Source organism: Capnocytophaga sp. H4358 (genome assembly GCF_002302515.1).
GTDB lineage: Bacteria > Bacteroidota > Bacteroidia > Flavobacteriales > Flavobacteriaceae > Capnocytophaga > Capnocytophaga canis.
The window spans coordinates 2,259,254-2,275,629 of record NZ_CP022380.1 but is presented as its reverse complement, the minus strand read 5'-3'; the positions used below and the strand labels follow the sequence as shown (position 1 = coordinate 2,275,629).

Below are 16,376 nucleotides of genomic sequence, written 5' to 3'. Positions count from 1 at the left end.
AAACACATGTGACAGCATTGCAAAAGTAAACAAATTAATTGGATATAAAACTATCGGATGTTAGTTTTTGCGATTTCAAAAAATAAGAATTAATAATCCTAAATCGTAAATAGCAGTTATCATACAAAAATAAAATAAAAAGAAAAACATTTAACATATTTTTATTACGAAAAAAGCACAAAAACTTCCGTTTTTTCTCTTTTTTGACATTTTTATGTTTTATCTAAAAACAATGTTAATTGTGATTTCTTTAAGAGTAAGCAGTACTTTAAACATCAAAAAATCTGAAGAATTTTGATTTTTCGGTAACAGTTCAAAGCGTATAAAATACGGTAGAATCCTGAAAAGTACCTAATAACAATCAACTTTATACTGTTGTCTGTTTTGGAAATAACTCAACGGTTTTTGTAATTGTTCTTGGCATATACTTTCTAATATCTCGGCCACTCCTCGCTGCATCGCTACTGAACCGCAAATCATCACCACACCTCCACTCTTTAGGAGATTTGCAAAAAACGTAGATTGCTCTAAAACAATATCTTGTACATATTTTTTCGCCCCCATTCTGGAGTAAGCAATTTGTAGATTCGTCAATTTTCCAACTCGAAGTTGCTCTTCCAAAAATGATTTGTAAATAACCAAAGACCTGTCGTTTTTTCCGCCCCAAAATAGCGTTAACGGTTGATGGGCTTCATTGTCAGCTATCATTCCCAAAAAAGGAGCTATACCTGTTCCTGTAGCAATACAAACCACTGGTTTTCCTTTTTTGGGAAAGTGAAATTCTGGATTTTTATATATCGCCGACTTCAAAAGATCACCTGATTTTAAATTATTTAACATATTGGAAATCAACCCTTTTTCATGTCGTTTCACACTCAGTAAAATCTCATTGAAAGCCGTTTTCCCTATGGAATAGAGTCGTTCTCTACCATCAACCTCTGATGTTATACCCAATAAATCTCCTGATGTAAAACGCACATTTTCAATAGTTTGCAATCGCACTAAAAAAGTTTCATCGGATTGAATAGTTGTTTTTTCTATCACTTTGAATGTGTGTTGTTTACCTTTCTTTTTAGCCAACTTGTTAAAGGGTAAATTTAGTGAAAAACCTTGTTGCCTTGCCCATTCATTCACCCAAAGTGAAAAAGACTCAACAGACTGATTATTAATAGTTTGCAAATCTACTATTTTTTTACCTATGGAGGTTTTCGCTAATAGTTCATCTACTTCATAAGCATATTTGCAGTAGTCGGGATATGCCAAAGATCCAAACCCCACTACTGAATAGGTAAATGGTTTTTGGATCGTATTCTTTTGCCATAAAGATTTAAATTTTGTTGCATTAACAGGCTCATTTCCTTTGCCATAGGTACAAGTCATCACTATTAAATGCTCCATTTTAGGATATTCTGACAAGGAGTTCATTTCTGCTAAATACGATTTTTTTCCTTGACGGATAAGCTCATGATGTACCAAATTAGCAAATCCTAAAGTCGTGCCTCCTTCTGATCCTACCAAAATCACGTATTGACAATTATCTTTCGTGTATGGATTACGGATTTTTGATTTCCTGCGTTTCAATGTTATAACGAATCCTGAGTAGATAAAAAACAAAACGCTAATACAAGATAAAAACAAAATCACAGCCCATAGCACCGTACCCCTACCGGTATGCAATATCATGCTGTAATAGGTCATTGCCTTTACAGTTGACTTAGGCGATTGTGCCAATACTTCTCCTGTAAACTGATTTATAATCAACTCACTATCAATCAATTCTAAGCGATAAGTTTCTTCTACATCTTCAAATATAGGAAAGGTGAGTTTTTTTACGTTTGAAAGTGGGATGTGAAACACCTCAAAATCTGCAATTGACCTATGAGGTTTTTCGTTAATTTGTTCGTAGTCAATATCTTCAAAATCTATTTTTGGGGAGGTAATCAACGAAAAGCCTTCCAAGGAAAGGTATATTCCTGTAAGAGTAATGACAGTTATAGGAAAGAGTAACAATCGACCTAAAAAGGTATGGTAGTGGGGAAAAAATCGTTCTTTTACCAATTTATTGAAAAAGCGTTTCCAACTTTTTTGCTTACGAACAATGAGAATCATTCCTGAAACAGCAATCAAAAACAGTAAAAATGCAGTTACAGCCATCACAATTCTCCCTACTTTTCCCATGAACAAAGAACGATGTAAAGTAGTGGTAAAACTAAATAATTCAGGTCGTTTGTAAGTTTCACCAACAGTTGCTGCCGTTTTAGGGTCTATATAAAAAATCATTGTATCGCCCTGTTCATCAACAACTTCTGTTTTAACAAACCGATTTTCATCAACCTCAAGAGATAATACCTCTGTGTATTTTTCCTTTAATTGTAGTACAGTTTCGAATAGCTCAACATCTTCAAAATTAGAGCTCTTCAGAGGTTTTAATTGATTTGAAATAGGTTCAAATGCTAAAATCATCCCCGTAAGGGTAGCTATGAGAACAAAAAACGAAGCTACTAAAGCTAATACCAAATGTGCATATCTCCAAATGGACAGAGTCATTTTTACAATTGTTTTTATTAAGACTGATTATACATTTATATCAAAAAAATAAGAGTCCTAACGTATCTTCTGCGTCGTATCTCATGTCAAGACCCAAAATTTAACTAAGATTCTACATTATCAATCTAACATTGCCTGTGCAAATCTGTAAGGTTCGTTATGGTTAAGTAAACTAATTTTATTAACCCCATTTTTACGGAATTTCAAACACAGTCAACTTGATTGGGATGAAAAGCAGAAAGATATTGAATAGGAACTCTACAAATCCAAATCAAATTGTTTAATTTTCCGATAGAGTGTCCGTTCTGAAATTCCCAACTCTTTGGCTGTTTCCTTACGTTTGCCTCCATTTCTCTCTAACGATTTGATTATCAACTCTAATTCTTTATCGTGCAAGGAAAGAGATTCGTCTTTTGGAGCTTCCTCATAAACGTACTCTTCCGCATCGTCAATCACCTCGGTAGGAATTGTCGCCTCAACAGGAATGAATGAAATTTCGGGAGTTACCTCAGAAGTATGTTTCTTATTTTCACCATAAATTCGATGGATCAATCCCTTATTATCCTCTTGAACTTGTTGCGAATTTCCTTTTTGTAATAACTCCAAAGTCAATTTTTTCAGATCATTGAGATCGCTTTTCATATCGAACAACACCTTATATAATAATTCTCGTTCGTTTGAAAAATCACTTTCACTACGTGTGGTACCGACTACTGTTGGCAGATTAACTCCCTCGTCAGGCAGATAGTTACGCAAAATTGTAGCAGAAATCTCCCTTTTTTGTTCCAAAATAGAGATTCTTTCAGCTACATTACGCAACTGACGTATGTTCCCACTCCAGCGGTAGTTAACCAAAAGATGTACGCCATCATCAGTCAGTTTTATGGGCGGCATTTTGTATTTTTCAGCAAAATCAGAAGCAAACTTTCTGAAAAGCAGGTGAATATCGTCTTTTCGCTCTCGAAGTGCGGGTAAGTGAATCTCAACGGTACTCAACCGATAGTACAAATCCTCACGGAATCGTCCTTTTTTAATTGCTTCGAACATTTTCACATTGGTTGCTGCCACAATGCGTACATTTGTTTTCTGCACTACCGATGACCCTACTTTGATAAACTCTCCATTTTCGAGTACGCGAAGCAATCGCACCTGTGTGGTAAGTGGTAGTTCACCCACCTCATCCAAAAAGATTGTGCCTCCGTCCGCTTCTTCAAAATATCCGTTTCGAGTCGATGTAGCTCCTGTGAAAGCCCCTTTTTCGTGACCGAATAGCTCGGAATCAATTGTCCCCTCGGGGATGGCTCCACAGTTCACAGCAATGTACTTACCGTGCTTACGCATTGACAATGAATGAATTATCTTCGGAATAGACTCCTTCCCTACTCCACTTTCTCCCGTAACCAATACAGAAACATTAGTGGGAGCTACTTGTGCTGCCTTTTCAACAGCTCGATTGAGTTTAGGGTCATTCCCGATGATTCCAAAACGTTGTTTTATAGTTTGTATGTTTTCCACGAGTTGCAAAATTTAACCGGTCAAATATACGAATTTTAACTCAATGTAACGTCAAAAACAATGTCTAAGATCTATCATTATCTTGTTTTCTACTCGAAAAAAATATTTCGGGCGGCAAATATATAATTTATTTTTTAAAAACAATGATTTTATAAAATATTAAAAACCAATGTTTTACAAACAAAAATATTTATAATTAACTGAAAAACTGACATTTATCATATTTTATTTTTGTGAAAAATTTTATTTTAGCCGAATAAAAAAACGCTACAAAAATGACAATGATTTCTAACATTCCTCTTTACAACCACACAGCAGGTGTTTTCATCATCGGTGTCTTCGTTTTAGTTTGTATCGCCTTTGTTGTGATGACGGTTATGTTTTTCCGCAGTGGGAAAAAAAAGTAATTCATTGAATCTGAGATAAGTTAGTTTCACTGAAGGAATTTTGATAGGGACGCTTTATATTGCGTCCCTATACTTACGGTTCACAGTTCTGTTTCTAAAATCCCTTGAGAATGAGAATTTTTCTGCTCAAAAACGAATAAATCCGTATATTTGCCTTTATGAAATTCACTTTCAATGTTACGATTTTTTAATTACATAACTCAAAAAATTAAGCAAAATCCTATCAAAACTTCTGTTTTTGGAGTTGTTCTGTTGTTGTATTACTTTTCATTGCCAAAAGCACTGTTTCCCGACGATTATTCCACTGTGATTGAAAGTGCTGAAGGAAATTTGTTGGGTGCAAAAATCGCGAATGATGAACAATGGAGGTTTCCTGAGCTTGACAGTGTACCTTATCGATTCAAAAAAGCAATTATATACTTTGAGGATGAATACTTTAGCTACCACTGGGGAGTGAATCCTATTTCGATGACTAAAGCCTTAGTAAATAATTTACAACAAGGAAAAATTGTTCGTGGAGGCAGTACAATCACGCAACAGGTCATCCGTTTATCTCGTGAAAACCAACAACGTACATATTTTGAGAAAATTACTGAATTGATTTTAGCTACGCGTTTAGAATTTCGACATTCTAAGGACAAAATTCTACGGCTTTATGCCTCACACGCTCCTTTTGGCGGAAATGTTGTAGGGTTGGATATGGCAGCATGGCGTTATTTTGGGGTGTCTCCACATCAATTGTCGTGGGCAGAATGTGCAACATTAGCTGTATTACCCAATGCCCCAAGTTTAATTTTTCCAGGAAAAAATCAACAACTTTTATTACAAAAACGTAATCGACTACTCAAAAAACTGCTTGACAATCAGGTTATAGACAACGAAACATACGAACTAGCACTTGCCGAGCCTCTACCTCAAAAACCACATCCGTTACCACAGATGGCTCCTCACTTATTGGAACTCATTGCTAAAAAAAATGAAGGTCATCGCATCAAAACGACTATTGATTTCTATTTGCAAGAAAAAGTAAATCAAATTGTTCGTAACTACTATCACCATTATTCTCAATCAGAAGTTTATAATATGTCGGTACTAGTTACGGATGTGAAAACTCGGAATGTGTTAGCATATATTGGAAATACTCCTACAAATGTTGCTCACCAAAAAGATGTGGATATTGTCCATGCCCCTCGCAGTACTGGGAGCGTGTTGAAACCTCTACTGTATGCGGCTATGCTTCAAGAAGGAGATTTATTGCCTCAAATGTTAATCCCAGACATTCCTACGCATATTTCTGGATATTCTCCTCAAAATTTTAACAACACCTTCGAGGGAGCTGTTCCTGCAGATATGGCATTAGCAAAATCACTAAACATACCATTTGTATGGCTATTGCAACGCTTTGGAACGTATCGTTTTTACGATATCATCCAAAAAATTTCCCTTACGGACATAAAAAAACATCCTGATCATTATGGTTTATCTATAATTTTAGGAGGAGCTGAAAGTAATCTATGGGATTTAACAAGAGTTTACGTTAATTTAGCTTCCGAATTGAATGTTTTCAACAAACAAAGAGCCTATCGAAGTGCCGAATTTCAGGATTTAAACTATGATTTGTCTAAAAACACTATTGATTTTGGTCATTTTACCACAGAAATTCCTACATTGAGAGCAGGAGCTATATGGCAAATGTTTGAAGCCATGAAAGAAGTAAATCGCCCAACGAGCGATGTAGCGTGGCGATACTATGAGTCGGCTCGAAAAGTAGCATGGAAAACAGGAACCAGCTTCGGAAATAAAGATGCTTGGTCAATTGGTATAACTCCAGAATATGTAGTTAGCGTTTGGGTGGGTAATGCTACAGGCGAAGGTCGTCCTTCGCTAACAGGAGCTTCTTTTGCAGCTCCTATTATGTTCAGTATTTTCAACACCTTGCCTAACTCAACATGGTTTAAGAAGCCTCACGAAGACCTTAGAGAACTCTCTGTGTGTGAAGTTTCTGGATTTTTAGCAAAAGAAGAATGTCCCAAAAAAACGATCTACTCAACCATTAGCAATTCCGACAACGAACAATGTAAATATCATAAAATTGTTCATTTAGACAAAAATGAACAATTTCAAATCAATGCCTCTTGCGAATCTCTTGATAAAATCGTCACAAAATCATGGTTTGTTTTGCCTCCTGTGATGGAGTGGTTTTACAAAAAACAGCATGTTAATTACCAAACTCTCCCTCCTTTTAGAGCTGATTGTCAACATAGCAACACGATAAAATCATTAGACTTTATCTATCCTAAGCACGGAAACATAATTTACACGACTAAAGGATTTGGAGGTGATTTACAACCTTTTACAGCTAAAGTAGCCCACAATGAAGGCGAAGTATTTTGGTATCTGAACAGTTCTTACTTGGGCGTTACCACGCATTTCCACGAAATGGACATCTATGCACCAAAAGGAAAAAATATATTACGGATTATCAACACTAAAGGCGAAGAGCGAGTTATTGAAGTGACTGTAAAATAATCATTTATAAATTCTATAACCTTTAAAATAAGAAATAGGATTTGTGGATGTTGTTTCTTGTCGTATATTTGCAGTTCGGATTTAGCTTCTTTTCATACCATGATTGGAAGCCTTTTTATTCGGTTTTTCACTGAAAATCAACTGATTTATTCGATTAACAAACTACATCTGTCAACATCTTTGACGTAAGACCTCGTTCGATGATTTTACCAAACATACATACCCCCCATGACCTACGTCAATTACCGAGAGAACAATTTTCTTTATTGGCGAAGGAAATACGTGACCTCATTATTGATGTGGTTTCACGACAAGGAGGACATTTGGGAGCTAGTTTAGGAGTAGTAGAACTAACAATTGCTCTGCACTATGTATTTAACACTCCTGATGACAAACTTGTTTGGGATGTAGGACATCAGTGTTACCCCCACAAAATACTTACCGACAGAAAAGAAGCATTTGAAAACATACGTCAATTTGGTGGTATCAGCGGATTTCCAAAAATTGAAGAAAGCGTGTTCGATGCTTTTGGCACAGGACATTCTTCAACTTCTATTTCGGCGGTGCTGGGTATGGCTGTAGCATCGGTTTTACAAGGAAATCGAGACCGGCAACACATTGCTGTAATTGGCGATGCCTCTATCGTCAGTGGTATGGCTTTCGAAGCCTTGAATCATGCTTCTACGACCGATGCAAATGTTATTATCATACTGAATGACAATAACATAGGTATTGACCCATCAATAGGAGCTTTAAAAAACTATTTTGAACAGCAGAAAAAGGAAAAAGGAAAAAACGAGTCTTTTTTTAAATCACTGAATATCAAATACAAAGGAATCATTGATGGACATAATATCCCTGAACTTATCACCTCTTTTGAATCTGCGAAAAAAGAAAAAGGTATCCAGCTACTCCATGTAACCACAATCAAAGGTAAAGGTTTAGAAAAAGCTGAAAATGACCAGATTACCTACCATTCTCCTCGAAAATTTGATAAAATCACGGGTGAACAGTATTCAGAAAGTGTGGAACTTCCTGCTAAATACCAAGATGTTTTTGGACTGACTTTAAAAGAGTTAGCCGAACAGAATCCAAAAATTGTAGCTATCACTCCTGCAATGCCAAGTGGAAGCTCTTTGACCCACATGCAACAATCGTTCCCAAATCGAGTTTTTGATGTAGGAATCGCTGAACAACACGCTGTTACATTCTCTGCTGGATTATCCTTACAAGGAATGATTCCGTTTTGTGTAGTCTATTCAACTTTCTTGCAACGAGCGTATGACCAAATAGTTCATGATGTGGCATTGCAAAATATACCCATAATTTTCTGTATCGACAGAGCGGGATTAGTGGGGGAAGACGGGGCAACCCACCACGGTGTTTTTGACATGGCTTTTCTACGGTCTATTCCTAATCTGATAATCGCCTCTCCACGAAATGCCACAGAGCTTCGAAACCTACTTTACACCGCTCAACTCAATGTAGGACAACCCTTTGCAATTCGATATCCACGAGGCAGATGTTCTCAAACTGATTGGCTACAGCCTTTCCAAAAAGTCGAAATCGGCAAAGGAAGACAACTCAAATCGGGAACCAAATACGCTGTTTTAAGTATCGGAAGCATTGCCGATAATGTAACAAAGGCATTGGATTTGTTAAAAAATAGTGAAGAGTATGCTCATTTTGATATAGGTTTCTTAAAACCTTTGGATGAATCACTTTTACACACTATTTTTGCAACCTATACAATCATTTTTACCGTTGAAGAGGGAATCGAAAAAGGAGGGTTTGGAAGTTCCATTGCTGAATTTGCAAACGTTTACAATTATAAAAACAAACTGAAAATCATAGGTTTACCTGACATTTTCATAACACATGGTAATGTGGAGAGATTACAAAAAATAGTCGGTTTAGATTCCTCCACCTTGGCTGAAAAATTCAGTCTACTGTAGTCAGGAGTTTGTAAGAAACAAGCTCTGCTCTACTCCCTCTCCCAAGGATTGTTCATTGTGGAAGTAAGTAAATAGTTGAAAGTGTTTTGTAAAATCAGTAAAATTGGAGATGAACCCCACCAATTTGGCTACATTCACAAAATTCTACGTACAAACTTCTTCTAAAAAAATGTGTAATCACTAAAAAACAAAACCATTAAAAGTACAATATAGAAATGAAAAAAATCTTACTTACTACCCTTTTGCTTATAAACGCTGTCTCTTTTGCTCAAATCCGAAGGGCGAAAGGAGAGATTCAACCTATAAAAACTTATCCGATCCAGATTATTAAAAATCAAAGAGCTATTGAATTTGCTATTGACCGTTTTAAAAAAGAACAAGAAAAATGGTTTAAATTCAATCGTATCAATTTAAGTATCAGTGAAATGGCTTTCTCAAATTGGAGTGCTGGAGGAGACAATTCGGTAACAGCTTTATTAAATGCTCAGTTCAGACGTCGTTTTTCTGAAACAACCTATTTTTGGGATAATGAATTAGAAATCAACTATGGAGCCAATGCTCAAAAAGGTCGAGGGCCTCGGAAAACGGACGATAAATTTTCGATTACCTCTTCCTTTGGTTATCGTGGAAATTCAAAATCACGTTGGTACTACACCGCTAAATCACAATTTCTGACGCAAATTTACAACGGATATGCCTATCCGAATACGGAAACTGCTATCTCTAAATTCATGGCTCCCGCTCACTTTACGCTGGGGATAGGATTGGAATTTGTACCAGATGCCAAACGTTTTAATATATTCATTTCACCAATAACTCACCGAACGCTTTTTGTTTTAGACAAAACCTTAGCTGACCAAGGTGCCTTTGGTGTCGATAAAGCGGAATATGATGCCAATGGAAATATGATAAAGCCTGGTAAAAAAACTAAATCACAGTTAGGTTTTTATGTATCAGGGAATTGGAGAAAAGAAATTGCTAAAAACATGCAGTTGGAAAATCGTTTCAATTTCTATGGTGACTATCTAAAAAATGTAGGAAATATTGACATAGACTGGGAATCAACCCTTAATTTGAAAGTAAATACCTATGTTCAAGCGCGTATTGGAATACATTTGAAGTATGATGATGACATTAAATTCTATTCATATAAAGGTGCTAACGGTGCTATCCATCAATACGGAGCAAGACCCCAACTAAAACAAATGTTAGCTGCTGGACTTTCTTACACTTTCTAAAAAAAAACGTATTAACTCAAAATCATGTTTTTAGAAAACACCACAAATCATTCAGAAAAATTCGGATGGATAGAGGTCATCTGTGGATCTATGTTTTCGGGGAAAACCGAAGAACTCATCCGTAGGTTGCGACGAGCTCAATTCGCTAAGCAAAAAGTAGAGATTTTCAAACCTGCTCTTGACACTCGTTATGACGAAAGTAAGGTCGTTTCACATAACGCTAACGAAATTCATTCGACCCCTGTACCAACAGCTACTCATATTTTACTACTTGCTGATGGTTGTGATGTAGTGGGAATTGATGAAGCCCAATTTTTTGACAACGAAATAGTAAATGTATGTAATGATCTAGCTAACAGAGGAGTACGGGTTATTGTTGCAGGGTTAGACATGGATTTCAAAGGCAATCCTTTTGGTCCAATGCCTGCACTGATGGCTACGGCTGAATATGTTACAAAAGTCCACGCTGTTTGTACTCGTACAGGAAATTTAGCTCACTTTAGTTTCCGAACTACTGACAATGATGGTTTATTTGTGTTAGGAGAGAAAGAAAGTTACGAACCTCTGAGCCGAGCCGCTTTTTTTAAGGCTATGAAAACAAAAAAAGACAATCTCGTTGAAAATACCGAAAAATAACTAAATTTGCCGAAAAAATTAGTATCACATACCTATGGAAATTTTATTTACCGCCGATGCTTTAATCGCATTTTTGACCCTGACATTCTTAGAAATTGTCTTAGGAATTGATAACGTGATTTTTATCTCAATCGTTACGGGAAAATTACCTGAAGAAAAACGCAAAAGAGCTACCCAAATCGGATTATTCTTGGCTATGTTCATGCGTATTGCCTTACTGTTTGCCATCACATGGCTTACCAAAATGAAAAGTACACTTTTTACCATTGACTGGGGGTGGTTTACTGCCCACATTAACGGACAAGCATTAATTTTACTCAGTGGGGGTATCTTCCTAATTTACAAATCAACCAAAGAAATCCATGAAAAAGTAAATCATATTGAACACATTACTGACTCAAAAGGGGCAGGACAAAAACGTTCTGTATCTTTCTCCTCTGTTATCTTTCAAATTTTAATGATTGACCTTATTTTTTCTGTGGACAGTATTTTGACCGCCGTGGGGATGACTAATGGTTTATACCCTGCAGAAGTTGAAATATGGGGAATGCGTCCTGAGTTATTCATCATGATTGCAGGAGTAATTGTTTCCGTAATTGTAATGATGAGTTTTGCTGTTCCTGTGGGTAAATTTGTCAATCGTAATCCATCAATCCAAATTTTAGCATTGTCATTCCTAATTTTGATTGGATTCATGCTAACCACGGAAGCTTTGCACCTTTCAGATGCTGTTTTGGCAGGAGAAACTATCGGAGCTGTTCCAAAAGGATATCTATATTTCGCTATTGCATTCTCTTTAGGAGTAGAGTTTCTAAATATGCGTATGCGAAAAAAAACAAGCTAATAACTGACAAATCTAAGACCAATGAACTTTGGCAAACATTTTGAGTATAGAAAAAAGATAATTTTTAATTTTTTTAATCACTATGATGGGATATTACCTTATTATTGGAGCATTAACTTTGGTTAGTTGGCTGGTTAGTTGGCAGTTAAAACGTAAATTCAAGCACTATTCCCAAGTGCATTTACGCAATAACATGTCAGGTGCGGAAATTGCCGAAAAGATGTTACACGACAATGGGATTTATGATGTGAAAGTTATTTCAACACCTGGAATGCTTACTGACCACTACAATCCGATGAACAAAACTGTAAATTTGAGTGAAGGAGTTTACAATCAACGCAATGCAGCAGCAGCAGTAGCTGCTCACGAGGTAGGACATGCCGTACAACACGCTCAAGCATACAAATGGCTGACTATGCGTTCTAAGTTAGTACCCATTGCAAGTGTTTCCTCTAACTTTTCTACTTATTTGATTATGGGTGGATTAATTTTGTCCACAATGTCAAGTTTTGGAATATATGTCGCTGTTGCGGGTCTGATTATGTCGGCTTTGGCAACATTGTTTACAGTCATCACACTCCCTGTGGAATATGATGCGAGTAACCGAGCTTTGGCATGGCTGAAAAACAAGAATATGTTAGCCCCTCAAGAATATGCAGGTGCTGAAGACTCTTTAAAATGGGCTGCAAGAACCTACTTGGTAGCTGCTTTAGGGTCATTGGCTATGCTTGTTTATTGGGCCTTGAAAATCGCAGCCGCTTCAAGAGAATAAATTTTAAGAGTATTATTTAAACAATCAAATCCCGATTTTGGAAAAACCAACTTCGGGATTTGTTATTTTTTAGGAAAAAGTTTCTAATTTTCGCCACTGTTCTCGAGAAACTTTAATGGATAAGTCGTTTTCCATAAAGACATAGGGCTTTACTATTGTTTTAATAAAAACTTTATTAATAACAGATTTTCGATTATGAGCCACAAAATAGTCAATCTGAGATTCCTCTAACAAAGTAAAGATTTCTTCCCAAGTTTGTTTCAGTTCGTACGAACAATTATTCTTCAAATATAACATTTTCAAACGTGTTCCTTCCTGTTGTAAAACGGCAATAAATTCCGACATAAAAATACGCACCTTTCCCAAAGATGTGTCTATCAAAATACCCTCAGATTCTTTGCTTTCTGCTGAGCTTCCTTTTTTGGAAACCGATTTGATAGCTTGTTTTTCGGCTTCTCGAACATAGCTTTGTAGATGATTCGTTAGGTTTTCATATATGGGTTTAACGATGTATTTATTAACTATTGGAAAATCGTTGATGATTCGTTGAGGGATTTCAGGATTTTCTGACTGATATCCTGTAAAAAATATAACATAAGGATTATAATTTTCAATTGTTGAAATGTAATTCAAAATCTGATATGCATTACCTCCACGAATGCTCCAGTCTGAAAAAATCATTTCTGGAAGATGTTGCGTAATTTTTTCAATCGCATCGGTCAATTCCGATGAAAACTCCAAGGCCTCCCATTGCGGATAGCTTTGCATACGAATACGGATATTTTCCCAAACATTGGTATCGTCCTCAACGACAATATATCGAAATTTCATGATTAATATTTTTTTAATATTTTATCAATTTAATTGAGTTTTATTTATATAAAATAGCCTTTCCTTCTCTTTTTATTAGGGGGGGGGGGGGGGGGGGGGGGGATATATTTTTAAAATTCATATCTTTTCGCATCCGAATAGAAACTATTGTACCAGGATACTCCTGGTCATCAGGATTAAATTTATTAATTCTTATGCTGAAAGCTCGTTCTATCTTGGTATTGATAATTTCTATCATTGCAGCAATATTATTCAGACCTGTACCTCTTCGTTCAAATTCATAGAATTTTTTAGAATGTTCCATCCCTACCCCATTGTCTGAAATCGTGATATAGTAGAAAAAATCATCTTCAGTAAAATCAATATTCAATAAAAATGGAGCTACTTTTCGATGCCGAACACCGTGAAGAAGTGCGTTTTCTACCACCATTTGAAGCGTCCCAATGGGCAGACGATAATCCAAGGGAACTACTTCTACATGAGAAATTTTAATATGTAATTCTTTGACATACAACTCTTTGTAGATATCAATAGTATTGAGTGCTAATTTCCATTCTTGAGCGAATGAAATACAAGGTTGATTCTCTTTTGAAAATAAGTGAATAATGTTAATATTTTCGCCTATGCGGCTAATAATTCGCTCGGCGTGAGGCTTGTCGTACAAAGACGCTCCTAAACTGTTGAGAACGTTCAACATGAAATGAGGACGAAATTGTTTACCAAGGCTAAGCATATTCAACTGAGTTATTTCCTTTTGTTGACGTTCCATTCTTTGTTGGATTCTAACCTGTTTAATTACAATCAACGTTGGGAACAAAAGCAACAAGAACCAAAACCACCACTGTTGCCAGATGAATTTAGTAATCGTGATGGGATATTCATGCACCGAATAGCTACCGTCTTGCTGACAAATTAATACTTGAAAAATATATTGTCCAGGAGATAGATTCTGAAAATTATAGTTTTTTTGTATAGCTATATCTTCTATTTTAGGAGTTTCGCCCTTCTTAACCAAGTGTGAACGCATATACCGAGGCATATTGTCCTTTCCTTGGTAGGTAACTTGAATTTCGAAGGAAGTTTTTGACGGAGAAATCTTTAATGCTTCATCCGTTTTTAAATCTATTACAGATTCTCCTTCATAAAATTGCACACGTGGGGTTACATGAAAAGTAGGTAATTTCAACCATTTTTCGATATCCCATTGGTAAAGCATATCGCTTGTAGCAAACCACAGCGATTGATCTCTGAAATCGGTCAATACGGTATTTTGCTCGGTCACACTTTCTATTTTACATTCCATTGGATTTAGATACCGAACTAAAATTTTCCGATCCTTATGCCAAGTAGCTATGTTGAACAAAAGTACCTTATCTTTAGCTCCCAATACTAACCAATCATTCCACTGATGGATGAAAGTAATCATCTTTCCTTTTACTAACAGAGGGTGCTCAATCCGTACAAAACTTTCAAATCTAAAATCATCTTTATGCTTTCCATTCCAGTAGAAAAGTTCCCCTTGAGAAGTTCCAAACCACAAGGTATCATAAGTATCTTTGAGCATCGCTATAGAACCAAATGGAATGTCTTTTTCCTTAGCATAAAGCGAAATAGCTTGGTTTTTATCTTCTTGAAAAACAGCTAATTGACCTCCAGCACCTGTCCAAATATTCCCGAATTTGTCCTCGGCAACCGTGAGGCACGATTGGAGTTTCATCCCTTTATCTTTACCTACGAACTTCCATTTAACAGATTTGTTTTCAAGGTCTTTCAAAGGTTTATACATCAACCCGTAATTAAAAGTCCCTGTGAAAAACATACCTTTACTACTCACAAAACTGAAATATCCACCAACAGTATCATTCAAAATAGTATATTTGTTTTCATTCTCGTAAAGGAACGTTTGTGCAGGGGCATCAACATAGACCAGCATTTTGTTTCCGACCGACATAGCTCCAGGCAATATACGTTTTCTTTGTTTGGACTGTACTATTTTACGATCGTCAATAACAGAAAAATTATTCCCATATGACCCGACCCAAATCTTACCATCTGGAGATTGTGTGATACTGTGAATGGATTCGGAATTGTCTCCATCAAAAATACGAGGATATTTCTTGATATACGGAAAAAGCCTCCCCAAATGCTGTGGAGTCGACACATAGAAACTGTGACTTTCAGGTGAATAAGAGTTCAGATAACGCAACTTTATATCCGAGCTGACAGCCATAAGTTGTGGTGGAGTTTGTGACAAATCATAAATGCGATATGCCTCTTTCTTTTGCTCTCCATAAAACTTATTTTTTAAATAATGGTCGGACATAATTCCTTCAAAAACAGGAGTTGAAACCCCATCTTTGTAGTGATACAAAATAGTATTAGAATTTTCAAAATAAAAATCATCAGGTGAAATAATATAACCTATCGCCGAAGTAATAAATGGGTAAGTTTTTACCAATTTAAAATTGTCAATAACATCATAAATAAACGTTTTCCCTTCCTCAGAAACTATAAAATAAATGGTTTTATCATTAGATATTAAACGATTTAGGTTATTAAATTCGGTTTTTATATTTTTAAACTGTTTATTTTCAATATCATAAACGTACAACCTTATTTTATTTCGTTGAGTTATATGAATGACAGTGAAATAGATATGTTTTTCATGCTCGACTACGTGGCTAATAAGAAAATCCTCTTCAACATCAAAAGGAAGTCGCTCAATTTTTTCACCACGTTGGCTGTAAATTGATTTTTCAAAGAAAAAATAGGTCACACTATCTTTTTCGATTATACCTGAATATTCGTAGTTTCCATCAAACTTATCACTGATTGTACTAACTGTATTACTTTCCAATCGCTTCAATTTCTTACCATAAGGGGCTAAATATACGCTTCCTTCTGAGTTTATGTGTATAGGTCTAATAGCATTAACGAAATCGTCACCAAAGTTATATTTATTGTAAATGAAAGTATTAGACTCACATATAGGCAATTCTTGTCCATGGATATAACACATCCCAACGAGCAAAGCGCATATTTTAATAAAGGTTTTCATTTAAATAATTTTTAGTACGACATCTTCCTTTTTTAGATGGAAGT

11 protein-coding genes are annotated in these 16,376 nt (G+C 35.9%); 7 read left to right on the top strand and 4 right to left on the bottom strand.

The annotated features are described in order from the left end of the window. Positions 1-351: 351 nt before the first annotated feature. Positions 352-2,547 (bottom strand): PepSY domain-containing protein, encoded by a 2,196-nt coding sequence (locus tag CGC49_RS09630; protein WP_095912502.1) that lies wholly within the window; start codon positions 2,545-2,547, stop codon positions 352-354. A 258-nt stretch (positions 2,548-2,805) separates the two neighbouring features. Beyond that, the gene (locus CGC49_RS09625; protein ID WP_042345009.1) at positions 2,806-4,062 is read right to left on the bottom strand and encodes a sigma-54-dependent Fis family transcriptional regulator; all 1,257 of its coding nucleotides are present in this window, start codon (positions 4,060-4,062) and stop codon (positions 2,806-2,808) included. Positions 4,063-4,337: 275 nt separating this feature from the next. On the opposite strand from CGC49_RS09625, the gene CGC49_RS11355 reads away from it, so the two are divergent. The 7 genes from CGC49_RS11355 (at position 4,338) to CGC49_RS09595 (ending at position 12,443) form a co-directional block, all read left to right on the top strand. Continuing rightward, on the top strand, positions 4,338-4,469 hold the full coding sequence (locus CGC49_RS11355; RefSeq protein ID WP_255318343.1) for a hypothetical protein: 132 nt from the start codon (positions 4,338-4,340) through the stop codon (positions 4,467-4,469). 174 nt (positions 4,470-4,643) lie between these two features. Then, entirely contained in the window at positions 4,644-6,998 is a 2,355-nt protein-coding gene (gene pbpC / locus CGC49_RS09620) for a penicillin-binding protein 1C (protein WP_095912501.1), read from the top strand. Between the two features lie 200 nt (positions 6,999-7,198). Further along, positions 7,199-8,953 (top strand): 1-deoxy-D-xylulose-5-phosphate synthase, encoded by a 1,755-nt coding sequence (locus CGC49_RS09615; RefSeq protein WP_082024977.1) that lies wholly within the window; start codon positions 7,199-7,201, stop codon positions 8,951-8,953. Positions 8,954-9,168: 215 nt separating this feature from the next. Then, on the top strand, positions 9,169-10,191 hold the full coding sequence (locus CGC49_RS09610; RefSeq protein WP_095912500.1) for a DUF3078 domain-containing protein: 1,023 nt from the start codon (positions 9,169-9,171) through the stop codon (positions 10,189-10,191). Positions 10,192-10,215: 24 nt separating this feature from the next. Beyond that, positions 10,216-10,827 (top strand): thymidine kinase, encoded by a 612-nt coding sequence (locus CGC49_RS09605; RefSeq protein WP_095894226.1) that lies wholly within the window; start codon positions 10,216-10,218, stop codon positions 10,825-10,827. Between the two features lie 34 nt (positions 10,828-10,861). After that, on the top strand, positions 10,862-11,671 hold the full coding sequence (locus CGC49_RS09600; RefSeq protein ID WP_042008825.1) for a TerC family protein: 810 nt from the start codon (positions 10,862-10,864) through the stop codon (positions 11,669-11,671). Positions 11,672-11,753: 82 nt separating this feature from the next. Further along, a complete protein-coding gene (locus CGC49_RS09595) occupies positions 11,754-12,443 on the top strand; it encodes a zinc metallopeptidase (RefSeq protein ID WP_095912499.1) in 690 nt (229 codons plus the stop codon). Between the two features lie 69 nt (positions 12,444-12,512). Here CGC49_RS09595 and CGC49_RS09590 read toward each other — a convergent pair whose 3' ends face one another. Continuing rightward, a complete protein-coding gene (locus CGC49_RS09590) occupies positions 12,513-13,274 on the bottom strand; it encodes a response regulator (protein ID WP_042344704.1) in 762 nt (253 codons plus the stop codon). A gap of 40 nt (positions 13,275-13,314) precedes the next feature. Then, positions 13,315-16,332 carry a two-component regulator propeller domain-containing protein gene (locus CGC49_RS09585; RefSeq protein ID WP_111947372.1) on the bottom strand — a complete coding sequence of 1,006 codons (3,018 nt, stop codon included), beginning with the start codon at positions 16,330-16,332 and terminating at the stop codon, positions 13,315-13,317. Positions 16,333-16,376: the final 44 nt, after the last annotated feature.